The 24,100-nt window shown below is 36.7% G+C and carries 28 protein-coding genes and 1 tRNA gene; 12 read left to right on the forward strand and 17 right to left on the reverse strand.

Features of this window, described 5'->3' with window-relative positions; genetic code table 11:
- The first annotated feature begins 265 nt into the window (after positions 1–265).
- Entirely contained in the window at positions 266–601 is a 336-nt protein-coding gene (locus RFW85_RS02970) for a helix-turn-helix domain-containing protein (RefSeq protein WP_309171115.1), read from the forward strand.
- 27 nt (positions 602–628) lie between these two features.
- Positions 629–847, forward strand: coding sequence for a DUF6500 family protein (locus RFW85_RS02975; RefSeq protein WP_075383290.1), 219 nt, complete (start codon positions 629–631; stop codon positions 845–847).
- A 61-nt stretch (positions 848–908) separates the two neighbouring features.
- On the opposite strand, the gene RFW85_RS02980 is transcribed toward RFW85_RS02975, so the two are convergent.
- Genes RFW85_RS02980 through RFW85_RS02990 form a run of 3 tightly spaced genes read right to left on the reverse strand, consistent with a single transcriptional unit; the run spans position 909 to position 3,284 of the window.
- Positions 909–1,790, reverse strand: a complete 882-nt coding sequence (locus RFW85_RS02980; protein ID WP_309171116.1) for a hypothetical protein — start codon at positions 1,788–1,790, stop codon at positions 909–911.
- Positions 1,774–2,925, reverse strand: a complete 1,152-nt coding sequence (locus RFW85_RS02985; RefSeq protein ID WP_309171117.1) for a DUF2515 family protein — start codon at positions 2,923–2,925, stop codon at positions 1,774–1,776. Before RFW85_RS02985 ends, RFW85_RS02980 begins: the two co-directional genes overlap by 17 nt.
- Positions 2,922–3,284, reverse strand: coding sequence for a hypothetical protein (locus tag RFW85_RS02990; protein ID WP_032038659.1), 363 nt, complete (start codon positions 3,282–3,284; stop codon positions 2,922–2,924). Before RFW85_RS02990 ends, RFW85_RS02985 begins: the two co-directional genes overlap by 4 nt.
- Positions 3,285–3,364: 80 nt before the next feature.
- Between RFW85_RS02990 and RFW85_RS02995 the strand changes: the two genes are divergently transcribed.
- Positions 3,365–4,039 carry a hypothetical protein gene (locus RFW85_RS02995; RefSeq protein WP_309171118.1) on the forward strand — a complete coding sequence of 225 codons (675 nt, stop codon included), beginning with the start codon at positions 3,365–3,367 and terminating at the stop codon, positions 4,037–4,039.
- Positions 4,040–4,071: 32 nt separating this feature from the next.
- Here RFW85_RS02995 and RFW85_RS03000 read toward each other — a convergent pair whose 3' ends face one another.
- Entirely contained in the window at positions 4,072–4,623 is a 552-nt protein-coding gene (locus RFW85_RS03000; protein WP_309171119.1) for a TetR/AcrR family transcriptional regulator, read from the reverse strand.
- A 703-nt stretch (positions 4,624–5,326) separates the two neighbouring features.
- Here RFW85_RS03000 and RFW85_RS03005 point away from each other — a divergent pair.
- The 3 genes from RFW85_RS03005 to RFW85_RS03015 all read left to right on the forward strand — a co-directional run bounded on the left by RFW85_RS03005 (position 5,327) and on the right by RFW85_RS03015 (position 8,268).
- Complete coding sequence (locus RFW85_RS03005) at positions 5,327–6,130, forward strand: GNAT family N-acetyltransferase (RefSeq protein WP_309171120.1); 804 nt, start codon at positions 5,327–5,329, stop codon at positions 6,128–6,130.
- Positions 6,131–6,252: 122 nt separating this feature from the next.
- Positions 6,253–7,155 carry an AraC family transcriptional regulator gene (locus RFW85_RS03010; protein ID WP_017402764.1) on the forward strand — a complete coding sequence of 301 codons (903 nt, stop codon included), beginning with the start codon at positions 6,253–6,255 and terminating at the stop codon, positions 7,153–7,155.
- 111 nt (positions 7,156–7,266) lie between these two features.
- On the forward strand, positions 7,267–8,268 hold the full coding sequence (locus tag RFW85_RS03015) for an aldo/keto reductase (protein WP_309171121.1): 1,002 nt from the start codon (positions 7,267–7,269) through the stop codon (positions 8,266–8,268).
- A 45-nt stretch (positions 8,269–8,313) separates the two neighbouring features.
- Here the strand turns inward: RFW85_RS03015 and RFW85_RS03020 are convergent, their stop codons facing one another.
- From RFW85_RS03020 to RFW85_RS03035, 4 genes are all read right to left on the reverse strand, one after another.
- Positions 8,314–8,706, reverse strand: coding sequence for a hypothetical protein (locus tag RFW85_RS03020; protein ID WP_280586898.1), 393 nt, complete (start codon positions 8,704–8,706; stop codon positions 8,314–8,316).
- A gap of 82 nt (positions 8,707–8,788) precedes the next feature.
- Entirely contained in the window at positions 8,789–9,208 is a 420-nt protein-coding gene (locus RFW85_RS03025; RefSeq protein WP_309171122.1) for a hypothetical protein, read from the reverse strand.
- 41 nt (positions 9,209–9,249) lie between these two features.
- Positions 9,250–9,447: a hypothetical protein gene (locus tag RFW85_RS03030; protein WP_170248042.1), complete on the reverse strand. Its 198-nt coding sequence runs from the start codon at positions 9,445–9,447 to the stop codon at positions 9,250–9,252.
- A gap of 46 nt (positions 9,448–9,493) precedes the next feature.
- On the reverse strand, positions 9,494–10,237 hold the full coding sequence (locus RFW85_RS03035; RefSeq protein ID WP_309171123.1) for a hypothetical protein: 744 nt from the start codon (positions 10,235–10,237) through the stop codon (positions 9,494–9,496).
- Between the two features lie 228 nt (positions 10,238–10,465).
- Here RFW85_RS03035 and RFW85_RS03040 point away from each other — a divergent pair, with 228 nt between their 5' ends.
- Positions 10,466–11,353: a DMT family transporter gene (locus tag RFW85_RS03040; protein WP_309171124.1), complete on the forward strand. Its 888-nt coding sequence runs from the start codon at positions 10,466–10,468 to the stop codon at positions 11,351–11,353.
- On the opposite strand, the gene RFW85_RS03045 is transcribed toward RFW85_RS03040, so the two are convergent.
- On the reverse strand, positions 11,350–12,270 hold the full coding sequence (locus tag RFW85_RS03045) for a LysR family transcriptional regulator (protein ID WP_309171125.1): 921 nt from the start codon (positions 12,268–12,270) through the stop codon (positions 11,350–11,352). The genes RFW85_RS03040 and RFW85_RS03045 overlap by 4 nt on opposite strands.
- 138 nt (positions 12,271–12,408) lie before the next feature.
- Here RFW85_RS03045 and RFW85_RS03050 point away from each other — a divergent pair, with 138 nt between their 5' ends.
- Together RFW85_RS03050 and RFW85_RS03055 are read left to right on the forward strand one after the other, a co-directional pair.
- On the forward strand, positions 12,409–13,653 hold the full coding sequence (locus RFW85_RS03050; RefSeq protein ID WP_309171126.1) for an MFS transporter: 1,245 nt from the start codon (positions 12,409–12,411) through the stop codon (positions 13,651–13,653).
- Between the two features lie 124 nt (positions 13,654–13,777).
- Positions 13,778–13,853, forward strand: a tRNA-Thr gene (locus RFW85_RS03055).
- Positions 13,854–14,034: 181 nt separating this feature from the next.
- Here the strand turns inward: RFW85_RS03055 and RFW85_RS03060 are convergent.
- From RFW85_RS03060 to RFW85_RS03075, 4 genes are read right to left on the reverse strand one after another with little or no spacing between them, the layout of a single operon-like run.
- The gene (locus RFW85_RS03060; protein WP_309171127.1) at positions 14,035–14,910 is read right to left on the reverse strand and encodes a hypothetical protein; all 876 of its coding nucleotides are present in this window, start codon (positions 14,908–14,910) and stop codon (positions 14,035–14,037) included.
- Positions 14,911–14,961: 51 nt separating this feature from the next.
- Positions 14,962–15,840: a hypothetical protein gene (locus RFW85_RS03065; RefSeq protein WP_309171128.1), complete on the reverse strand. Its 879-nt coding sequence runs from the start codon at positions 15,838–15,840 to the stop codon at positions 14,962–14,964.
- Positions 15,821–17,026: a DUF2515 family protein gene (locus tag RFW85_RS03070; protein WP_309171129.1), complete on the reverse strand. Its 1,206-nt coding sequence runs from the start codon at positions 17,024–17,026 to the stop codon at positions 15,821–15,823. Before RFW85_RS03070 ends, RFW85_RS03065 begins: the two co-directional genes overlap by 20 nt.
- 38 nt (positions 17,027–17,064) lie before the next feature.
- Entirely contained in the window at positions 17,065–17,418 is a 354-nt protein-coding gene (locus RFW85_RS03075) for a hypothetical protein (protein WP_309171130.1), read from the reverse strand.
- A 72-nt stretch (positions 17,419–17,490) separates the two neighbouring features.
- On the opposite strand from RFW85_RS03075, the gene RFW85_RS03080 reads away from it, so the two are divergent.
- On the forward strand, positions 17,491–18,138 hold the full coding sequence (locus RFW85_RS03080) for a hypothetical protein (RefSeq protein WP_309171131.1): 648 nt from the start codon (positions 17,491–17,493) through the stop codon (positions 18,136–18,138).
- A 257-nt stretch (positions 18,139–18,395) separates the two neighbouring features.
- Positions 18,396–18,779 (forward strand): hypothetical protein, encoded by a 384-nt coding sequence (locus RFW85_RS03085; RefSeq protein WP_309171132.1) that lies wholly within the window; start codon positions 18,396–18,398, stop codon positions 18,777–18,779.
- Between the two features lie 535 nt (positions 18,780–19,314).
- Here the strand turns inward: RFW85_RS03085 and RFW85_RS03090 are convergent.
- From RFW85_RS03090 to RFW85_RS03105, 4 genes are all read right to left on the reverse strand, one after another.
- Positions 19,315–19,737: a GFA family protein gene (locus RFW85_RS03090; RefSeq protein WP_002117390.1), complete on the reverse strand. Its 423-nt coding sequence runs from the start codon at positions 19,735–19,737 to the stop codon at positions 19,315–19,317.
- 8 nt (positions 19,738–19,745) lie between these two features.
- Complete coding sequence (locus RFW85_RS03095) at positions 19,746–20,573, reverse strand: class I SAM-dependent methyltransferase (RefSeq protein ID WP_309171133.1); 828 nt, start codon at positions 20,571–20,573, stop codon at positions 19,746–19,748.
- 4 nt (positions 20,574–20,577) lie between these two features.
- Positions 20,578–21,876 carry an FAD-dependent oxidoreductase gene (locus tag RFW85_RS03100; RefSeq protein ID WP_050501297.1) on the reverse strand — a complete coding sequence of 433 codons (1,299 nt, stop codon included), beginning with the start codon at positions 21,874–21,876 and terminating at the stop codon, positions 20,578–20,580.
- Between the two features lie 439 nt (positions 21,877–22,315).
- Positions 22,316–23,188 (reverse strand): pirin family protein, encoded by an 873-nt coding sequence (locus RFW85_RS03105; protein WP_068564491.1) that lies wholly within the window; start codon positions 23,186–23,188, stop codon positions 22,316–22,318.
- Positions 23,189–23,465: 277 nt separating this feature from the next.
- On the opposite strand from RFW85_RS03105, the gene ycaC reads away from it, so the two are divergent.
- Positions 23,466–24,092 carry an isochorismate family cysteine hydrolase YcaC gene (ycaC, locus tag RFW85_RS03110; protein WP_002052204.1) on the forward strand — a complete coding sequence of 209 codons (627 nt, stop codon included), beginning with the start codon at positions 23,466–23,468 and terminating at the stop codon, positions 24,090–24,092.
- Positions 24,093–24,100 lie beyond the last annotated feature (8 nt).

The raw sequence follows: 24,100 nt of genomic DNA on the forward strand, positions 1-24,100 counted from the left end.
ATTGCTTGCTGTTTAAATTCAGCACTAAAACGTTTGGCCATTTCTTGGATCTCCAAAGTTAACGTTACGTTATCTTTAGAGGGAAGTACTGTCCATTATTTTGGCTAGGATCAGTGAGGATGAGTAACAATGACTAATGTCTTTTTCATTATGAAAACACTCTTATCGGAAAGTAGATAAATCGATTATAGAAGTGTGCTTTCCTAAATATAAGTACGGTAATTTATGTTATATACTATACTAAAAGATAGTGTAGATTTTAAAAATGACTGAGTGCATTCCTTCATATACACCATTAGAAGATACGGGTTTTGGCTATACCCTTTCTTTGATTAATGGCAAATACAAAATGATTATTATGTATTGGCTGTATGAAAAAAATGTCATGCGTTTTAATGAGATGCAACGCTGTATTGGCAATATTTCGTTTAGAACGCTGAGCAATACACTTAAAGAGTTAGAAAGAGACGAACTGATTACTCGCAAGGAATATCCTCAAATTCCTCCAAAAGTTGAGTATCGCCTTTCAGAAAAAGGGCAATCTTTAATTCCGTTATTAGATATGATGTGCCAATGGGGCGAGCAAAATAAGCCGTCTTAGTTTTATAGACTTGAAGTGATACTCAATATGAGAAATGAATTAAGAGAAATTTTTATTAAGGGATGCGACGATAAAATTGAAAAGAAGGGAGACAATGTCGGTCTATCTTTTTATGCTTTTTTTAAAAATAAGAATGATAACCCTGAGCTACTCATGGAAGCAGCCTATTGGTGGATTATGGAGCATAAGCTAGATCACTTCGAGAAAGCTGTGAAGATTAAACAATTGGTTTTAAATGAGCGGTAATTAGAGTTATTCGAAAAGGCTTAAATTTAAGCCTTTTCATTATTTTAAACTTAAAAATTAATTACTTAACATAAGGCCAAACATCAGGATCTATATATTCTTCATCGATATGATAACCCTCAGCCTTAGCTTTTCTTTCTTCCTTTTCCCGATATTTTTTATTTTCAATTAATCTCTTTTTAAACGCTTGCTCGAATTCACTAGGTGTCATTTTATCAGAGTCAGGAATTGAATCTCTTTCATTGTAACGAACACTCTGAAAGCTAAATCTAAGCATATATTGTTCTTCATTCCGCTCATTTTTAGCTGTTCTTTTTAAACTGATATCTAAAATAACCCCATTAGCATACAACCTATAACCCAATGATTTTGTCGGGCTGTTGTTTATTATATTTTTCCACTCCTCAAAGCTAAAAATATAACTCGGGTCAATGACATCACGACTTTTCGATAGATGCTTAATATTATCTTCTTTAGCGATACGCGGAGCATCTGTAAAGAAATAGTTTTTCCAACCAGCCTGATTAACACGTTTCATTAAAGCTACATAGTTTTGATAAACCTGCTCTGGGGTAGCAAATTCTTCTTTTGTGAGGCCAGCATCAATATCTAAAACTTGGATCCCTTCATTTTTATCATATTGAGTTCCTAATACAGAGAAAACATGCTCAATCGATAAAGTGTTAGAACCATTCTCTATAGTTAGTTTTCCTAAGTTAGGAGGAGAAAATTGAAGTTCTCTAAAGCTAACGCCAGCTGGATGATTATCGACATTGCCATCACTATATTTTGAAAAATCTTGAATACCTTGTTCACCCATATGCAAAGTGTAGGCTTGCTGATTCATAGTCAAATTCTCATTATGTTCTGATGTTGGCTGACAAGCGGAAAGTAATAATCCAAAAATAAAGATTAGGAAGTATTGTTTAAATTTTACCATCATTACTATCTTTCCCTACTTTAAACTCTGCTTTGCTATTTCCCCATCCTGCAATAGTTTCTAATTCTTTTTCTAAAAAGTCTCTTCCTTTATCGCTTTGCATTAATCGATGATACTTAGCTGCTGCAACTCTAATCCATTTCATACGACTATCATAAACTTCAACTTGTGTACCTTCTAATGGTTCGCTATAAACTGTTTCAGGTAATTGGGATAGAACGCCTGCATGACGCCCTTTATACTGTCCTTGTTTATTAGGTTTAACTGCATCGGCCCCATAATCACTAGTTAAAACAAGAGTACTATCGGGTAAACCTGTAATACGTTGCAAAGAAGCTTGTTTCTGTACTTTCCATTCCTTCCACACAAGTTCTTGTAAAATATTATATTGTTCTTGAACTGCTATCGCCATTAGGTGGTCAAAAAGGTTTTTAGCAGCCGTTTTAAAATTATCGTTTCGAGTTTTCCCTGTTCGCTGAAAAGTGCTTTCAATATCAGGTAAATACCCAAAACCCTCTTCTATCTGGTCAGTCCATCCTAATTGTTTAATAACGGATAAGGAGTTAGACCAAGGCAAATTCTCAACTTCTTTTTTAATATGTTTAAAACCTGATACTTTTCGGGCTTTCATACAACTTTTAAAGGAGGCTGAAGAAGCACTCCATGCATAGTGCCATGGTGCAATATCCATAAATAACCATAAATTGCCCTTAGCAAAAGAATGTACTGGGTCTCGAATCATAGAGTTAATTACAGGGGCTGTTAAAACACCGCCTACGGCACCAGAAATCACAGGTGCCCACTTATATCCCCATGCAGTTAATCCATGCTTAAAGATAGCAGCGACGGTTTTAGAGGCAAATGCCCCAAGCCCCATCCAATAGTAACGACCTCTAAATAATTTCGTCCCTGAAATTTCTTGTTCTAAATAAATTCTGGCATAGACAGAAGCAATACGCCTTGCTCTAGCCTCATATCCAGGTTCAAGTTTGTAATGATTTGCACTTTTAAGATTAGAAACTCTTTTTATGGCCTCTTGCTGATAAATTTCCCAGAAAGTTAAGCAATCACATTGAACGGTTTTACAGCTATTTTCCGTAGTATTGGTATTACTATCCCAATCAAGACTTCCACTCATTTAGCATCACCATCATTGTCAGCAGAATCAGCCTCGAAACTTATCCAATTTAAATCTAACTTTAAATTTTCTTCCTTAGAAGAATGAATACGTTTAGATCTACCCTTGTCATCTGCTTGAGAGATGTACTCATTTCCATCGGTAGAAATTTTATAATCTACTTTTTTCATAGGTTCACCCGAAGGTAATAACATTTGGAACTTCTCGTTATATGCCTCATAAGCGGGTAATCCTTGAATATTTACCCCGACTTCAGCTCCACCTTTAAATAGATGTTGTCCAGCTTTGACCTCAAATTTTGCGGGAGTAATTAATGTAATACCGTTTTTATTAATAATGATCTGAGAACCACCAGCCATATACAAAACCTTATCTGGTAAAAATTTATTTGTCTTCCTAAAATAGATTCCATGAAAATTAACTTAACAGTCTTAATATTATGACCTTTATTCTTGCTATTCAACTTGAGGATAGTATTGTGATTGCGGCAGATACTCGCAGTACTATACCGTATCAGGATAATGGTTCATATTTATATCAAGATCGTATTCAAAAGCTCTTTCCATGGGAAAACGGTATTATTACAGGAACTGGTGAATTAAACCTTATCCAAAATGTTATGCATTCTTTCGATAAGTTTACGAAACAGAACATTCATAAGCTACCAAATTTATTGAAGACATCTAAATTAATGCGTGAACAAGAAATCACACATTCACAATTAGAAATCACAAAATTATTATATTCGACTTATAGTGAAAATGGAGCACAACTTTACTCAATTCAACCTAACAAACTAGAAGAATATGAAGTAATTAGATGCGAGGAAAATGAAATTTTACTATGGACATTTAACCCAGATATTCGTCCTATTATTAATGCACTTACAGAGTTATATTCTAGCTTAAAACCATTAAATGTATTTACTAATACGGCTGACTGTATTTATTACTATTTAAACCAAATATCTCCTATCTTTCATAAACAAGCTCAACATGATTCTATGATGAGCAAAGAATTTAACTTCTTTTTTCAAACCAAAGATGAATATTTTTTTGGAGAATATTTAAATAATGACTCTAATACACTGAATAATAAAATAAGTAATCTTTAAAAGCTGACCCAACTCCCGTCGGGCCTTCCCCATCAAACCCTTTTTAAAAAATACTCAAGCAATGTATCTCTGTCCTTTGCCTGATCTGAACCTAAAAGTCCAAAAATCGCGCCATCAATCATAAATACAAAAATATCAGGCTCTTCATATGTGGCTCTTTTTTTAGACTCTCTCAGCACCCAGAAAATTTCATTTTTAAGCCATCGCCTATATCTGAGTGCAGTTTGATACGCACTTGGATAAAGCTTTTTAATTTCAAAAATCGCTTTAAACAAAAGGTAATAGGCACCTTTTAGGTCAGCATGTAAAAGGTAAATTTGCCTGAGCTGATGAACCAAATCTGGATATTGACGAGCTTCGCTTACCGCCCTCACTTTTTCTTTTAACTGCTCTTTTTGAACCAATAAACACATTTCAATCAGTCTTTCTTTGGAGTGAAAGTAGTTGTAAAAGGTGGCTTTGGTAATTTTGGCCTCACTAACAATTCGGTCCACCCCGACCTTGTTAAAGCCATGTTGTTTAAATAACTCTGCTGCTGTGTATAGCGCCCGCGTCGCTCGAAAGGAAGCTTCTAAATTTTTCATGTATACCGTTTAAAATAATTTCTTGTTGTAAATAAAAGAGATAAAAATGCCGTCGCTCTTAAATTGAGCGCTAAAAACAGGCATGCAAAAGCCGCACAAAAATGGTGTGCTCGCCTATCTCGGGTTTTATTGTTGCTATGATTTTTTAGTCGTAATGACCTATGGCTTAAAACCTAGAGTCGGTTAAACCGTTTTAAAGACCAGTTGGGTATAGAGTCAAAGATTTTGGCAAAGGTTGCCAATGAGAGAGATGAAATAGTACGCATATAACGGATTCCTGTACAAATAAGGATCCTGCTAATCTCTGCTAAAAGATGGTGGCAGGACGAAAGAGGGTTAGCAGACTGGACATACAGAACCAGCACACCCGAAGGTGTCCCCCTTCCGCCCTACCGCAACGTGAGGGGGACGGTGGTTTTTTACACATAGATCTCCCCCTCAGAAGGAGCAAATCTGATGCGCTGTATGTGTACTCGGCCTGCTACAACCGGCTGGCAATGTAGGCCAGCAGGCAAAGAATAATCCGCGAGTTTTTGAGTGTCAATGTAAGGTTGAATAGAAATTGGTTAAATAATTATTGTTGTTTATTCAATTAGATATTTAAGCTAAAAAGACCTTCAATTTAAATTTAACGATGTCATGATAATAAAAATATAGGATAGTGAATTATGATTGAGTTCATCATTTAAATGAGTAATCAATAATGATAATAAAGGGACCTCCCACCAGTTCAGAAGAATACCAACTTATCTTTCAGTGGCTTGAAGAGCGGTCCAATTATTCTATTGGGGCGATGGCCTTTCTTAATCAAACACAAGCTACCAATAGCGAGTGGCAACTCTTACGTTTGTATGACTCACAAAACGCAGAGCAACTGCTAGGAGTCGCGGTCGTCCTTGCTGGCGGCACCTGTTTTTGGGTTCCGTCAGAGGCCTCTTCATCTGGGGCATTACTCTGTACATCAATTTTAGAGCTTCAGCCGCGTCGGATTGTAACCACCGCCATCGGACGAGACTTATTACATGTCGAGATAAAACAAAAAGGGCGCATTTTACGAGAATATGATCAATGGATCATGGTTTGCTCAGGCCAATTTTCTGAAGCTCAAGGCCGCTTGGCTGAACTTTCGGATATTGCCCGTCTTGATGAATATCAACATCAATACAATAAAGAGCGATCCGTAAATGAAACACCTGACTGGGTATCTCTAATTCAGCAAGAAAAAATTATTGTGCTTGAAGCAGATCAACAAATCGTTTCCGTTGTACGTTTGGGAATAGAAACCGATCGGCTCATTTCTATTGGTGGCACATACACCTTCCCTGCTTATCGTCGAAAAGGTTTTGCCGAACGCATCTTAAAATTTGCAGTTAATCGGATTGTTGCAACTGGACGGATTGCCCACTTAATTGTCGACGTTGATAACACCCCAGCGGTTACGCTTTACCGCCAAATGGGCTTCGAATGTATAGAGTCATCTTACATTGCTTACCCAGAGTATTTATAAAAAATTATTCATTTTCAAATCTCTTAAATGAACCGATTGATCGCGCTATAAATAAAAGCTACAGTAAATAAAGTTTGAATTTTATAACTTTAAATAAATTGATAACGCATGCAGGCAAAAACATGGAAACCATACATGATTTTTATCGCCGCTTTTCTTTAACCAGAGATAGCGATTACTCGGTTCCATCGACCTCGTTTGGACATTTTAACGTGTTCCAACGCGATGCCTGCTCATTCCTCACACCTTATAGCCGCCGCGATTATTATAAAATTTCACTGGTTTTAGGCACAGGCGAACTTCACTATGCTAACCGCTGGATTCGAGTCGACCGCCCTGCTTTACTGTTTTCAAACCCGATGGTTCCTTATGCATGGGAAATTAATTCGCCTGAACAAGCAGGCTGGTTTTGTCTATTTACCGAAGAGTTTGTAAACCAAGAATCAAGACAAAGTTTTTTAAAAGACTCACCGCTGTTTAAAGTCGACGGCGACCCGCTGTATTTTTTAAATGACCAACAAGTTGAAGAAATTTCGTTTATTTTCAAAAAGATGATGACTGAAATAAATTCAGACTATATTCATAAATACAACGTTTTAAGAAACTATTTGCACCTGATTGTGCATGAAGCCATGAAAATGCAACCGACCCAACAGTTTGAAAAACATAGTAATGCTGCGGTTCGGATTTGCCATTTATTCTTTGAATTATTAGAACGCCAGTTCCCGATCGACTCGCCACATTTTCAGCTTAAACTCAAAACTGCAAATGACTTTGCCTATGGCTTGTCGGTGCATGTGAACCATTTAAACCGAGCTGTAAAAGAAGCCACAGGTAAAACCACCTCTGAGCATATTAGCTCGCGCATTACGCAAGAAGCCAAAGCGCTGCTACAGCACACCAGTTGGAATATTTCCGAAATTGCCTATAGCTTAGGCTTTGAATATTCAGCGTATTTCACCAATTTCTTTAAGAAAAATACTGGCTTTTCACCTAAAAAGTTCCGTGAAGACTGTGTGGCTTAAAAACAGATTGTTTGAATTTTATAATTATTGGTTTGAATGTTATACGTCAGTTTGAGCCAAAGCATTTTATAGTTTTTCTACTCAAGTGATTTTGCAAAAAGAGTGTGAAAAATGAAATATAGAACTTTAGGACAAACAGGCGAAAAAGTATCAGCACTTGGTTTAGGTTGCATGGGAATGAGCTTTGCCTATGGTGCCTCAGATGACACACAAAGCATTGCCACTCTAGAAAAGGCCTTAGACCTCGGCATTAACTTTTGGGACACTGCCGACATGTACGGCAACGGCGCAAACGAAGTTTTGCTCTCAAAAGTTTTAGAAAAACACCGTGACAAAGTGTTCTTGGCGACCAAATTTGGCTTCCGCTATAAAGAAGATAACCTTAATCCGAAAAACTCTTTAGAGTCTTATATCGACGGCTCGCCTGAGTGGATTAAAGTCGCGGTCGAAAACAGCTTAAGACGCTTAAATACAGACGTGATTGATTTGTATTATGCGCACCGCATTGACCCGAATGTTCCAGTCGAAGACACCATTGGCGCAATGGCTGACTTGGTCAAACAAGGTAAAGTTCGTTATTTAGGACTCAGTGAAGCGTCGGCTGAAACTATTCGTAAAGCACATGCGATTCACCCGATTGCAGCGGTTCAACATGAATATTCGCTACTTACCCGTGAGTTTGAGCAAACCCATTTGCAAACCATTCGCGAGTTAGGCATTAGCCTTGTACCGTATTCACCTCTGTCACGTGGTTTAATCACCAATACGCTTGATGTGGGTAGCCTAGACGAAAAAGATTTCCGTCGTCAATTGCCACGCTATCAAGGCGATAACTGGAAAAATAACCAAAGCTTGGCGCAAGCATTCAGCGAGTTTGCTCAAAGCAAAAATGCGACAGCGGCTCAACTGGCTTTGGCTTGGATTTTGGCGCAAGGTGATGACATTATTCCAATTCCGGGTACACGTAAAATCGAGCGACTTGTGGAAAATGCAGGTGCTGTAGACCTTCATTTAACAGCGGCAGATTTGGCAGAAATCGACGCGATTATTGCGAGATATCCAAACATGGGCGCACGCTATAACGCTCAGCAACTTGCTGCGGTAAATCACTAAAATCTAAGCTATAAAAAAGTCCGACTTAGTATCGGACTTTTTTATTTAATTTTTGCTATATGTGCCCTGCTGGCGTCCACCTTCCCAGATCGCATCTAAGGATTTATCCGAAATCGTTAGGCTTTCAGGAAAAATACTTAAATCCTTTTTAAATTTAGCCTCTGGTTTTAAACCAATACAGTCTCCATTTTTCCACCATGTGCCTTCGGCATATTGGTCTAAAGCACCAACAGCGAGCATCCATTGAAACTTGCCGTCTGGTTGAAGTAAAAGCTCCGAACCCACTTCCATCACACCATTTAGATAATAGTGCCCACTCCATGCCTGATCGGTTTTTTGGAATTTCACTTCCTTACAGGTACTAGTCGACTCTGCATAAATGTGAGCAGAAAAAATAACCGTTGAAAGAAGTAGTAAAGGCGCAAATATATTTTTCATTATTTAGTTCCTATAAATTTTTTAATCAAATTGTTAGTTAGCTTTATCCATCCCTATCTTAGAGAGCAGGCAAATGGGATTCTTAGGTTTTTATATATTCTTCATAAGAAGTGACTACTGTTACATCTTTTGCTAGGAAATCAGGGTACTTTTCTCTTAGTAACTCAACACATTTCGGACTTGCGGTTACTACAACCAATGGATCACTCGGATAGGTAACAAACATGGGGAAATCACTAATGAGTTTAAAAACTGCTCTCTCCATTTTTTCTGATCCGCACGGCCTGAAAATAGTTAAGCCTTCTACACTTGAGTTATCCTTACCGAAAGTTATGGAAAAATGACAGTGTACGCCAGCCATCCTGCCTTCATATATCTCTACGCCATAGTCTAGGAAGTAATAATTGTCATCTATTTCTGTCCAATAAGGACTAAAAATATCTAATATTTCCTCTTTAGTTGCAGAATCATCCATTGAAAAAATAAAGTATTCAATACCCATGTTTTCTCTCTTATCTACTATATCTCATCATTCAATTACTACTATCCAACATAACCATAAATCAGACCAACTACACCAATACATAATAGAATGATAAAAGTTATGTTTTCTGTCTCAGACTTGTTTTTACGTTTTTTACCGTATAGCCCAATAATTACAGCAATTATAATTATCAAGATACTAGCAAGCATTACAAAGCCCATCATAATGCCATGGCCAATATTTGCCGAACTTAACATTCAAGTTTCCTTTTTTAAATCTTAGAAAAGAACAGTAAGAAATTTACTATTTTCCAGACTCAACTTTTAAATAAGTTCCTTCTGCATATACGTTATGCCCAAAGCCACAACCCGACTCGCCTTCGCTTTGTTTAACCTGAATATAATTTCCTAATTTCGCATTAGATTTAAAATCGAGCTGAATACGGCAGTCTTGATCTTTATAAATGGTTTGCTTGGCATTGGTCGGCATTTTGGTGTCAAACTCACCCATATTTGGGCCGTAAATTAAGCTTCGTAAGCCCATATAAACGCCTGAATAGCTAATAGTATATTGGCCCTGTTTACGACTTACCGTGATGTGATCCCACTCACCAAAACCTGAGTAACGGACGTACTCACCCGACAAATCATTTGATGCTTTAGGTTGAGGCAACTGCTTAAGGTTAAATTGACTAGACTTTGATTTTTCATCAAGCATAAACCATGCTCTTGCCCAAAGTGGCTGACCCAATTTGGCATAGGCTAAGCCCACGTTATTGTTGGCAACTTCAATATCTCGGTCGGTAAATTTAACTGTGGTTTCGTCTGCATTGGCCTTACAAAAAGCAGTCCAAGAGGCTTGGTTTTGGAAATTTTCGAGCGCTTTTTTATATTGTTTTTGATCGTAGAATTTCTTACCTAAACTCGCGTATTGCTTCACTTTATTACAGCTTTGTTGTAGTTCTTGTTCATAAGAAAACTCTGCATGAGTTACCGTTAAAGCTGAAAGTGTAAGAACCGCGCAACCTGTAATAATCGATTTAATCATTTTTAAAATTCTTTAATAATTAACTAATTATATAATATGAGCTGGCGCTATAAATCACAATTATTTGAAACAAAAGTCTATTAGAAGAGTTTATGTTTTTATAAAAATAGTTAAATCCATACAAAATAAATTTTTGAAAATATTGAACCTTAACTGGTTATTTTAATTGAATATTCATCTAAAAAATAATGTAGACTGCATGTGTAAAGCTTAGGAAGAATTATAAGAGTGAATAATTTAATTATTGGAACCCTATTTGCACTTTGTGCAGCGGCTTTAAATGCCTCTATTGGTGTGATTAGTAAATTACTCATGCACAGCGGTTTAAACCCACAAGACATTGCCTTTTTAAAAACCATTATCGCCTTTTTCTTTTTAAGTGTTTTTTTATTCAAAGTCCCTGTTAGCCAAAAGATTGCTTTTATTAGCAGCACGCCAAGTAAACTCAGCGTTTTTACTCAAATTGCCATATGTGCTTTTCTAGGAATCTTCTCTTTATTCTTTTTCGAGACCATTGCCTACAACCACGGTGCTGCGGCCAATGTGGTAGTGGTACTCATGGCTTCGGCTGCCATTTCTGCCCTATTTTTTGGGAGGTTCATTTTAAAAGAAAGTATCTACATTCATTCACTTATTGGAACATTATTGGCAGTTGCGGGGATTAGCATTATTTCGTGGAAAGGTGAAAATAGCCTTTTAATGCTGATTAACGCTTCTATTGCCGGTACGGGTTATGGCTTATTTTCGGTTTTAGTGAAAAAGTTCAAATTAAACGGCGGCCTGTTTCTGACTAAATACTTGCTGCTGTTTGGTAGCGTTTATCTTGCAGTTCCGTTTTTAGTAAATTTACACACCATAAACTTTAATATCGACATTGTTTTAGGTTTGATTGGTTTAGCCGTTCTACCAACCATACTCGGCTTTTTCTGTACCACTAAAGCGTTGTCTTATATGAGTGCCGCAAAGGTACAAGTGACCGAACTTTCTGAGCCGATTTTTGCAGCGCTTATGGCTTGGGTTTTCATTCATGAACAGCCGACTTTATCGTTTTTATATGGTGCGATTTTTATTATTGCAGGCATCTTTTTAATGAATAGAGCGCCGAAATCAAACTAGCTGATTTCATTTATTTCGTTGGCGTGGTGACAAGCCACTTGCACCACATTGGCAAAGTTAATCGCCATTTGTGAAGGGGCATGTTTTTTATAGGCAAGCCCTAAACCCACCGTAGGTACAGGCGCTTTCAAAGAGCGATAAGCCACACCTTGTATTTGCAATTGTTTGGTCGACTCGGGAACCAAAGACACCCCTAAGTTTGCAGACACCAACGATAAAATTGACACAATTTGCGGGGCATTTTGTCCAATTTTCGGTTCAAAGCCACGCTCATGACAGGCCTGTTTAATCGCATCAAAAAGCCCTGCACTCACTGAAGGTGGCGAGACAATAAAATCAAGCTCTCGCAGCGCAGTTAAATCAATTTCTTGTGATACATCGTCCAGATTAAAAGACTCGGAAGGTAAAGCAGCAATGAGCGGCTCAGCTAATAATTCTTGAAGTATAAGACTGTCCGGCATATTCCGTGGCGAGCGAATAATCGCAACATCCAAACGGTCTTCGAGTAATAAATCGATGAGCAGCAAGGTGTTTGCTTCTTCAAGTTTTAAATCCACTTTAGGATATTGCTGCTGAAAATAACGAACGCATTTAGGAATTAGGGGGTTCAACATTGAGGTACCCGTAAAACCCAATCGTAATTGACCAACTTCACCATTTGCTACCTGTTTAACCAAGTTCGCTGCATCTTCTACACGCTGCTGTACAGGCTGAATCGCATTTAAAAAGGCAAGCCCCGCTTCGGTCAGCTCCACCCCATGAGGTGATCGAATAAATAAATCTGCGCCTAGCTCTTCTTCTAAGTCTCGTATTTGCATGCTTAAAGGCGGCTGGCTCATGTTTAAACGTTGCGCAGCTTTGGTAAAGTTTTTTTCTTCTGCTACCGCTAAAAAGTAGCGTATATGCCTGAGTTCCATTGCTATATATAAAACATATCATGATCCATTATTAAATATATTAGAAAAATACCTCTCAAATTGCTAATTTTAATTTATCGAATTTTCTCGATTCAGCATGCCTTTAGGCACTGCTCTTTTTTCTGTCATGGTCATGATATGAACTCTTCATCTACACCCAGTACCTTAAACACTGAGGCAACGTCTGTTCTTTCCCGTGAGTGGATTCACAAAGGGACTAAAGCTTATAAACATGCAGGATTTGCTTTATTCCTCGTAGGTTTTGCTAGCTTCTCTCTAATTTATTGTGTACAGCCACTCTTACCTGCATTTAGCCAAAGCTTCCAGATTAGTCCTGCGAGTAGCTCTTTGGCACTGTCATTAACGACTGCCTTTTTAGCAATTTCGATTGTGCTATCGAGTGCCTTTTCACAAGCGATTGGCCGTCGCGGTGTGATCTTTACGTCAATGCTGTGTGCCGCAATTTTAAATATTGTCTCGATGTTTACACCGAACTGGCACACTTTACTCATAGCACGCGCGTTAGAAGGTTTACTGCTTGGTGGCGTACCCGCAGTGACTATGGCTTGGATTGCCGAAGAAATTGCACCTGAACACCTCGGTAAAACTATGGGTTTATATATTGCAGGGACAGCCTTTGGTGGCATGATGGGCCGTGTCGGTATGGGTATTTTGGTTGAATATTTTTCATGGCGCACCGCCTTAGGCTTACTTGGGGCAATCTGTTTTATTTGCTCAATTGCATTTTTAAAATTACTTCCCGCATCGCGTAATTTTGTGCAGAAAAAAGGGCTGAATTTAGGCTTTCACATGCAAATGTGGCGTGCTCATTTAAGCAATACTAAATTATTACGCCTGTTTGCCATTGGTTTCTTGCTTACGAGTGTTTTTGTCACCCTGTTTAACTATGCGACCTTCCGCTTAAGCGGTGCACCTTATTCACTGAGTCAAACACAAATTAGCCTTATTTTCTTGTCGTATAGCTTTGGCATGGTGTCTTCATCGTTGGCAGGTAGCTTAGCGGATCGCTTTGGTAAAAAAACCATGATGATGAGTGGTTTTGCCTTAATGATTGTAGGGAGCCTCATGACCCTACTCAGCTCGCTTTTCGGCATTATTATTGGTATTGCATTTATTACCACAGGTTTCTTTATTACCCACTCACTTACAAGTAGTTCTGTGGGCGCTGAAAGCAAACAAGCTAAAGCACATGCTAGTTCGCTCTACTTACTTTTTTACTATATGGGTTCAAGTATTGTCGGCTCGGCGGGCGGATGGTTCTGGTTGCACGGTGGTTGGAGTGCCATTGTAGGTTTAACAGTTGTACTGTCATTACTTGGAATATTTTTAGCGGTTTATACTTCACATGCCAAAGCACATTAATGTAGTAAAACTCTAACTTTTTCAGGCTAGCCCCTATGAGCATTTAAAAATGATATGAAAAAATTTAAATGCTCATTTTTTGGCTTGTAATTTTTTTAAGAAACTGTAAAATTCACTCCACATCGCCGGCATAGCTCAGTTGGTAGAGCAACTGACTTGTAATCAGTAGGTCCACAGTTCGAATCCGTGTGCCGGCACCATCATTAAACCTCATGAATATTTGATTTATGGGGTTTTTTGTTGTCTGTAGATTTTGTAATGCAAAATTTTATCTAAAAATAAAAACTACTATAGCAATATTATCTCTATAACAGTTCTAAAATAGATAGTAACTTAAGTTTAAAAGGATTAAGTATTTAATTTAATTTAATTTAATTTAATTTAATTTACATACTGCCAAACATCTGGGTCCTGATATGACTCATCAATATGGAAACCTTCTTTTTTGGCTTTAATTTCAGCTTTACTTCTTTCCTTTTGATCTACTAATACCATTTCATCGTAAGCACTTTTTAACTCAGGTCCTGTTAGTTCATACCCATTTTCAATTGAGTTTTTTGTTGCGTATCTAATTGTTTGTACAGAAAATCTTAATAAATACTGGTTTTGATCTTCTTTAGATTTTGTTCTAGACATACTTAATTCTGTTAATATACCCTTTGTATAAAATCTAATTACCGCTATAGATCTACTATCAAAATATTCTTTCCATTGTTTTAAAGTTAAGAAATTATAAGGATCAATAATAACTCCATCTTCTTGCATAACTTTAAGATTATCTTTTTTATTAAAACGAGTATCTGATGGATAAAAGTATGCTTTCCATCCTGCATTTTGTAACTGTTCAAATAATTCTTTGTAAGCGTTATAAGCCTGCTCTTCAGTAACAAACTCTTCTTTATTCAAGCCTGCTGTCACATCAATAATTTGGATACCTTCATTTTGCTGTGCATAGTCAATCCGTGTTCCCATTGCTGAAAATGCATTTTTAATAACAAAACTATGTTCACCTAAATCTATTTTTATATTTGCTAAATGCGGAGGTTCCCACGTAAGGTCAAAAAAAGACATCCCCGCTGATTGCTGGTCTACACCTGTTTGCATATAAGATTTAAACTTTTTTTCACCCTCTACACCAAAATTCAATGAGTAAAGTTCAGGTTGAGAAAACGCTTTTTTATTATTTCTCTCAGCATTACATCCTTGTAAATTTAAAAGAATAAAAAATAAAAAGAAATAACTAACTATTTTTTTCATCAACTAGAAAATCCAGAGGTTAGTTTTATAGATTTAAATTCAGCAATCTGATTATTTTACATACTGCCAAACATCAGGGTCCTGATATGACTCATCAATATGGAAACCTTCTTTTTTAGCTTTAATTTCAGCTTTACTTCTTTCTTTTTGATCTACTAATACCATTTCATCGTAAGCACTTTTTAAATCAGCTCCTGTTAGTTCATACCCATTTTCAATTGAGTTTTTTGTTACGTATCTAATTGTTTGTACTGCAAATCTTAGCATATATTGTTTTTTATTATTTTCTGATTTTGTTTTATCTATACTTAACTCTATTAATATACCATTAGCATACAACCGAGTAGAAACTGTTGGTTTTTTATTAAAAAAATCACTCCACTCTTTAAGTGTTAGAGCATTATAAGAGTCTATAATAAGGCCGTCTTCAATCATAGCTTTCATGTTATCTTTTGTTGAAATCCGAGCTAACCCTGGAAAAAAATACTGCTTCCATCCTGCTTTTTGTAATTGACTAAATAGCTCCTTATAGGCCATATAAGCTTGTTCTTGACTAACAAACTCTTCCTTATTTAACCCTGCAGTTACATCAATAATCTGGATACCTTCATTTTGCTGCGCATAGTCAATTCGCGTACCCATTGCCGAAAATACATTCTTAATAACAAAACTATTCTCACCTAAATCTATTTTTATATTTGCTAAATGCGGAGGTTCCCACGTAAGGTCAAAAAAAGACATCCCCGCTGGTTGCTGGTCTACACCTGTTTGCATATAAGATTTAAACTTTTTTTCACCCTCTACACCAAAATTCAATGAGTAAAGTTCAGATTGAGAAGACATTTTTTGTTCCTTTTGCTGTGCATGGCACGCTTGTAAATTTAAAAAAATAAAAATTAGGAATATATAACTAACCACCTTTTCCATCATTTGACTCTTTTCCTATCTTAATAAATAACTTATCGAATCGACTTAGACCGTCATCCCATTTACTGGTATTCCAACCAGCAATTGTACGTAGCTCTTTTTCTAAATAGGGCCGTCCAACATCACTCAACATTAAGCGATGATATTTTTGAGCTGCTAAATTAATCCAGCGCATACGGCTATCTTGATTTTCAACTAAGGTACCACTTGGTGGTGTACTGATTGGAGATTCAGGTAACGACTTGACCTTTTTTCCAAATTCAGTTTCATACGAATAAACATTGCCGCGAACAGCATGTATTTTTTTTATTGTTCCATCATATTCACTGGAGAGAATCAATTCAGCCTTTGGGATGCCAGCTTTACGTTGAACATCTGCACCGTTTCGTACAATTGAATCATTCCATACGATTTTTTGTAAAATATTGATCTGTTCTTGATTTGCAATTTGTAATAAATGATACATCAAAGAATTAGCCGCATACTTAAACTTGTTTTTTCTTAAAGCATTTGCTGCAAAAATTTTTTCTATTGTGGGTAAAGTATTTTCAAATGCATTATGAATTTCTGTTGTCGCTTTAAGATTATTAATTGTTGTTAAACAACTAGACCATGGAAAATTATATAAAGAGCTTTTAACTTTTTTATAAGTTGTTGTATCTCTGTTGTTTACGCAAATTTTGAAATCTGCAGATGATTTCGCCCAAACAAAATGCCAGACACTAATATCCATATAGAGCCATAGATTGCCTTTTGCAAAAGTATGAATACCAGCAACACCAAAACTATTTAGATTAAAATGATCAGAACTGATCGATTTAATTAAAGCATCTGCATTTGACCCAGTCTTAGAAACAATATGATCAAATACAGCAGCAACTGTTTTTGATGCAAAAGCACCTAGACCCATCCAATAGAAACGCCCACTATAGGTCGCTGCAGTAACAGATTGATTCGGTGTAAAAGGAAACATTTCTAAATAAATACGAGCGTAGATCGATGCAATTCGTCTAGCACGGGCCTCATAACCAGGTTCTATACGGTAATTTTGATTATCTTTTTTATTAGATAATAGGGTCATTGCCATCTGTTGGTAATATTCCCATATCGTAGTACAGTCACAATTTACTGATTTACAACTATTTTCAATATTATTTGTTGTACTAGACCAATCAAGAGAACCAGCCATTTTAAAATTTATCCTTTTAAATGATGAATAAGAAATAGTTATTTCACAGGATCATTTTCGTCAGGTTCAAAATTCAACCAATTTAAATCAATATCAAGTTGTTCAGCCTCTTTAGTATTTATCCTTTTAGTTTTCCCTTTCACATCGGTTTCTGCCATAAAACTTTGATTATTAGATTGAATGTTATAACTCACATTAGTTAAAGGCTTGCCAGAAGGGAGGAATAAATTAAACTTTTCATCATACTTTTCATAAGCAGGCAAACCTTGCAGATTTACTCCAACTTCTGCACCACCTTTAAATATATGCTGTCCCGCTTTTACTTCGAACTCAGCGGGTGTAATAACCGTAATACCACTCTTATTAATAATGATTTGTGAACCACCAGCCATGATTTACCTATTATTTTATGCAAACTAATCTATAATTAAGTTAATATTTTAAACTGTTTAACCTATTTATACATGACCTTTATTGTTGCTATTCAATTAAACGATAGTATTATTGTTGCATCAGATAATAAAAAAGTTAGCCAACAAAAAGATGGAATAATTAAATTTTCACCTGAAAAAATCTTGAAAATGCATTCATGGCAAAATGGTATAATTACTGGATCTGGTGAATATCAAGTTATAAGCCGGGCTGTTAAACTTTTTAAAACTCTGCCCACTCCCTCAATAGAAGATCTGCCCCATTGCTTACTTATTTCTAGAATTATTAGAGAATCAGAAATTGGAAATGGTCTCTATCAAGTAGAGAATAGTAAACTGCTATGTTCAAGCTCTAATGACAAGGGAGCACAACTCTATAAAATTGAAAAATTTTCGCCCCAACAAGATTATTTTTCTACTCCATTAGAACCTAATGAAATTATGATTTGGCTTGTCCATCCTAATATTGATGTGATCGTAAGTAATCTACAATCATTATATACAGGACTTAAAGACTATTCAGCTTTTTCAAATAAAGCTGACTGGATGAATTACTACATTAAACAATTTTCACCTATTTTTAAGATACAAAGCCAAATTGATCCATTAATGAGTCAAAGTTTTGATATTTTTTTACAATCAAGAAGCGAATCCCTTCTTAATCATGTGCCGAATACATAGAATTATCAAATAGCATCTAAACAAAGATATTTTTAAATTTCGATAAAAATTCATTATAAACTCGAGCTTCAAAATATTTTTTCTAAAACCAATTTATTCTTTTAACAGAAAAATATACGTTCTTAACTTATAAAAAAATATATTTTTAAAATAAGAAATATGAAAAAGATAAGATTATAATGCGCCACCAAATAAGGTCATATAAATAAGACCTATTTTATAAACTTTAATTCATTAAGATACCAATACGGAAAAGTATGAAACTTCGTTTTATTTTATCCGCTTTATTTCTAGCTTTCCCTTTAACAACATATGCTCAAGACACTACATCTCAAGCTCAAATGCAAACTACTACAAACCCACCCATTTGCTTAATTGAGGGGACTCCTTCAGCAGAGCACTATAAAACTATTAAACGTATTAAAGCTGCGAAAGGAACCTATGGTGGCTTTGAAGAAGTAAAACCTAAATTAGCTAACGTTGCCCGTAAATATGGTGCAGATGTGGTAATTAATTATCACCAAAGCCAAAGATTTGGCTTCTGGCCTTGGCGTATTGTTCGTCCGGTACTCACAGGTACTGCTGTGAAATGGAATACACCATTTAACTGTGCTGCCTTAGGTGGCAAAGAAATTCGTTAATAAGAAATGAAAAAAGCCCAACATCCTGTTGGGCTTTTTTCGTATTTCGTTACTAGGTACACTTCCTGTAATACCTCACGTCCTGATGCTTAAACTTATTATTGTTGTTTTACGTTTCGGAACTTCCTGTTCCTGATGAGTTCATCATAGGCAATTTATCACGTCATAAAAAGAGGTCAATTTCCCGAATATATGTACGAAAAAGCGTACATGGTTCTTTTAAATTTAAAACTTGATTTACTATCATTGAAATAAAAATATGAATTTATAAACAAATTCGGTTCGTCAATTAAATAAGAAAACGATATAATGAGTTTATTACTTTATTTCTAGAATAAATTTAAAAACAACAATGAACGAGATGTTTACTTTTCCATCAAATCTTTTTCAACCTTTAGTGACCATACTTACATGCCTTATTTTCATTGTAAGTAAAATGCCTCAGCTAAAATTTAGAAAAACCATATTATTTTTCGCCATTGTCAGCTTTACTTTAATCTGTACTTTGGCAATATTTGGCTTTTTTAATTAAGCCTTATTTCTTGCTCTTCTCTATCATTTTTTCAAAGTGTTTAAGGTTGGGGTTCAGTGTATCCCATGCATAGGCTTGGCTCACAAACACCTCTGCTCTAGGTTGATAAAGACTCGGGTCATCCAAAGTACCTGCACGTATTGAAATCATTTCAGGCGCAATTTCAGGTAAGCCAAAAAGCTGAGAACCACAAGTCGGGCAAAACGCCCGTTTAATAGGTCGCCCAGAAGATCCCAAAGTCTCAAAATATTTAAGCTCACCACTTACTTTCAATTCAGATTGGTGAAAAAAAGCGATTGGTGCATAGGCCGAACCTGTGGCCTTTTGGCAATCTCGACAGTGGCAATTAAAGCTATAACGTGGCTCTGCTTCACTTTGGTAGCTCACAGCTCCACATAAACACGATCCTTGATATTTGGCTGACATGGCTCATCCTATTTTTTTATTGCTGTGATTTGAATATAACGTACATATCCATTTTGGTAGAGTTGTTGGCATAACTTTGCAGTCATTTGAATTTTAAAATTTGCCAATCCTCGGCTTTGCTTTTGTCCTTGTTGATTTTGAATATATTGCGAAAAACCGAGTAATACATGCTCAGATAAATCTTCAATTTGAATATCGACAAAACCTTGTTGTTCCAAGGTAGCTCTGAGCATTTTTTCATTTGGCACAGCATCCCAAGCGACATTTGCTGCTTTGAGTAAATAACGATGCTTTTGTTCTTGTAAAATGGTCATGTTTTGACATGAATCGGCACGCATTAGGTAGTGAAAACCTAATCGTCCTTTTGAATTTAAAACTGGAGCGATGGAATCTAGAAATGAATTTAAATTGCTGTGATAAGCGGCATCGATACATAACACCACATCGAAGTATTGTTTAAATTCAAATTGTTTTAAATTTAAAAATGAACCGCAAAAAATCTGGCTTATTTCGGGAATAAGCTTTTGAATTTTATGAACACATTGGGTTTGCAATTCAACTGCACTGAGGCTTTTAGGCTGGTAATGCTGTAACCAGTGCAACAAACTTGCACCCTGTCCGCAGCCTAAATCTAAGAGATGATCTTTTGAATTTAAATTAACAGCTTGTGCCAAATGGTCAGCCAATTGGCGACAAGCTTCACGGTAGTTTTGGGTATTTTTCCAAAAACCCAAATTTGTCCAAGCAAGCTCTTCATCATCCCCTAAGCTTGATGCATCAATTGCATATTTATGGGGAATGAATCGAGAGAGAGCTGCTCGAACTTTTGTTTTCACAATTTTAGTAGCCGAGTTCTGGGGCGACTTCCACCTTAGGTTTTAAACCTACAAATGGTAAAGGTGCACCTAAAATTTCAGCAATATGCATGGCAGAAGTAACTGCTGACTCTAAAATTGGCAAGCCATCACACGACCATGAACCACAGTAGAATACTTTACGGCTTGGGTCTAAATGACGTTGTTGCAATTCTTTGTTTAAAGCAACCGTTTGTGAGTCTACAACCGCACGCGTTAAAGTCACTTTTGAAATAACTTTTTTAGGGTCAATATCAACCACTGGACGCCAAGTTTGGAATACAGGATTTTTACCCACGAGTGTTGGTTCAACCGCATTCATCCAAACTGTAAATTGCTGACGCGTAAACTTACGGTCCATCATGTAGCTCAGCACTGACCAGTCTTTACGGCGTGGCGGCATGACGGTCGCATCGGTATGAATCACAAGATCACCTTGCTCAAAGCGGAATTGCTTAAGCAGGTTCATATCTTCTGCAAATTGTTCAGGATTTAAAAACTCATCGATTTTAGATGTTGGCGTTGCAACAATGACTCGATCAAATAAGTTCTGTTCACCTTGGCTGTTTTCAACCAGTACTTTTTCGCCTTGTAATTCAACTTTCTTAATTGCCGATCCGCTATGGATATCGATGCCTTTAATCAAGCTATCTACAAATGCAGGTGTGCCACCTTTCATGCGCAATAACATGTCGCCATCAGTTAAGTGACGTAAAAACTCAAGTAAGTTTTTTGCAGGCCAATCGCCAATTGTTTTTGGATTACACGTACAGATTGTATAGAGCACTGGCATGACCACACCGTGCCAGAATACTTCTTCAATATCGTTCTGATTAATAAATTCAGCGAGGGTAATATCTTGATTTTTAGATTTGAAAAACTGGTGAATCGCAGTTTTTAATTGCAACATCCCTTTCACAAGACGCCAGCCATATTGCTGAATGCCTTTACGGTTATTAATAATCGGGAAATTACCAATACGGCTACGAGATGTCGTTAACCATGTTTCCGTACGATCTTCGAATAACCAGCTACATGACATATAAGTACGAACTGGAAAGGTCTTAATACCTAAATGAGCAGCAAGGCTGAGTGTATTTTTCCATAAGTGAGGATTCATCACACGTAGCGGTGCATCAATAATTCCGCCATCGAACTCAATGCTATGGCTATCCATTCCCCGGCCAGGAAGTGCTTCAAATATCGTGATCGTATGCCCTGCATCTTTCAGAATTCTTGCTGCCGCAAGCCCTGCCATTCCACTGCCAATAATTGCGATATTCAAAATGATGTCCCATTTTTCGAGAATTTTTTTGATTATCACTCATACCCCAAAAAAACACCGTATTAAAAACTACCAGATTTTTATTTTTTGCATCAATTTATATAGAAAAAATTTAACAGATCCGCCCAAAAGTTTTTCATAAAATTTTACAAAAGAGGATGACTGTATAAAAATCTATATTTTTTAAAAATTTAAAAAAATTCTTTTAAATAAAATAAGATAATTTAACTGTATTTATATCATTCGTTTTACAAGTATCATTTTTTGCGGTATCATGGTGGCATAATAATGAGAACTAAATCACACAAAACAATGCCGACACAATAATGATATCCATCATAAAAATAGAATCTTTACAGCGAAAAAGCCCGCTATTCACACTTGATAGCGGGCTTTTTATTACTTTGCTTTAATAGCCAATTAAGCACAATTAAACAATTTAACCTTCTTGCATGAGTGAACCGAATTTTCCACGATTAAAATCATTAATCGCTTCCATAATCTCGGCTTTGGTATTCATGACGAATGGACCATAACCTTCGATTGGTTCATTGAGTGGTTGGCCAGTCAACACCAAGAATTTAGTGTCTTCCTCAGCATTTAAGCTAAACTCAACGCCCTCACGAGACAAAATCGCAACGGTTTTACCTTCAAGACGATTTGCATCATTAACCACAACCGCGCCATCTAATATCACAACAAGCGTGGTGTGACCTTCAGGTACATAGAGGGTATGCTTTTGGCCTTTAACCAATTTACCATCCCATACATTTAATGGACTAAATGTAGTTGCAGCACCTTTTGCATCTGCATATTCACCTGCAATAACCCGCAAATGACTGCCTTCTTCGTCTAGTGCAATGTCTGGAATATCCTTAGCTTCAATCGCTTGGTATTTTCCAGGCGTCATTTTTGAATGAGCAGGTAAATTTACCCACAATTGCACCATTTCAAAAAGACCACCATGCTCTGCAAATTCAGGAGAATGGAACTCTTCATGCAACACGCCTGCACCCGCAGTCATCCACTGTACATCACCAGTTTTAATGGTTCCGCCGCCGCCACTTGAGTCTTTATGAGTCACTTCACCTTGGTAGGCGATAGTCACTGTTTCAAAGCCACGATGAGGATGCGAACCTACGCCTTGCTGTTCAGTCGTTGGCGAGAATGTATAAGGCGCTGCATAATCGAGTAGCAAAAATGGGCTTAAGGTTTGGCCTAAACGGTCATAAGAGAATAGGTTATATACAGGGAAACCATCACCCACCCAATGCATGTGGTTATTTTGATATGCACCAAGAAATTTCTTCATCTGATCTCTCCTATATATGTAGGATTTTCTTGAACTGGTATTGATTTTACGCCTCAATAATTGCAGTTTATAGATCAGGATTAGCAACACATTATTTCATCTATGAGACAATCTAAGAATTTAATGTGCTCTTTTTAAGATCGTCCTATTTTTAAAATTCTTAATCCTATTTTTTAGACTTAATCACGACATAAAACTCAACTAGCATAATTTTAGGCAATAACGACCTACTCAATAATTTTTGATTATTTATTTTGATAACATGAGGACATAAAAAATGGCTCAAGATTACGTGCGTTTAGACAAGGATAATGCTGCGGTTCTTTTAGTTGACCACCAAGCAGGTTTGCTTTCTTTAGTTCGAGATATCGATCCAGATAAATTTAAAAACAATGTATTAGCACTTGCAGATGCTGCTAAATATTTTAATTTACCAACTATTCTTACCACTAGTTTTGAAAATGGTCCAAATGGTCCTTTAGTTCCAGAATTAAAAGAACTTTTCCCAGATGCACCATTTATTCCACGTCCTGGTCAAATCAATGCATGGGACAATGAAGACTTCGTAAAAGCGGTTAAAGCGACAGGTAAAAAACAACTGATTATTGCAGGGGTAGTGACTGAGGTTTGTGTGGCATTCCCAGCTTTATCTGCACTCGCTGAAGGTTTTGAAGTGTTTGTGATTACCGATGCTTCTGGTACTTTCAATGAATTAACACGTGATGCTGCCTGGGACCGTATGTCAAAAGCAGGTGCTCAGCTTATGACGTGGTTTGGTATGGCGTGTGAGTTACACCGCGACTGGCGTAATGATGTGGAAGGTCTAGGTGCATTGTTCTCAAATCATATCCCTGATTACCGCAACCTGATGACAAGCTATAGCTTTAATACCTCACAAAAATAAGTTCTATT

This window comes from Acinetobacter sp. 12966 (assembly GCF_031196995.1).
In the GTDB taxonomy this organism is placed as follows: domain Bacteria; phylum Pseudomonadota; class Gammaproteobacteria; order Pseudomonadales; family Moraxellaceae; genus Acinetobacter; species Acinetobacter geminorum.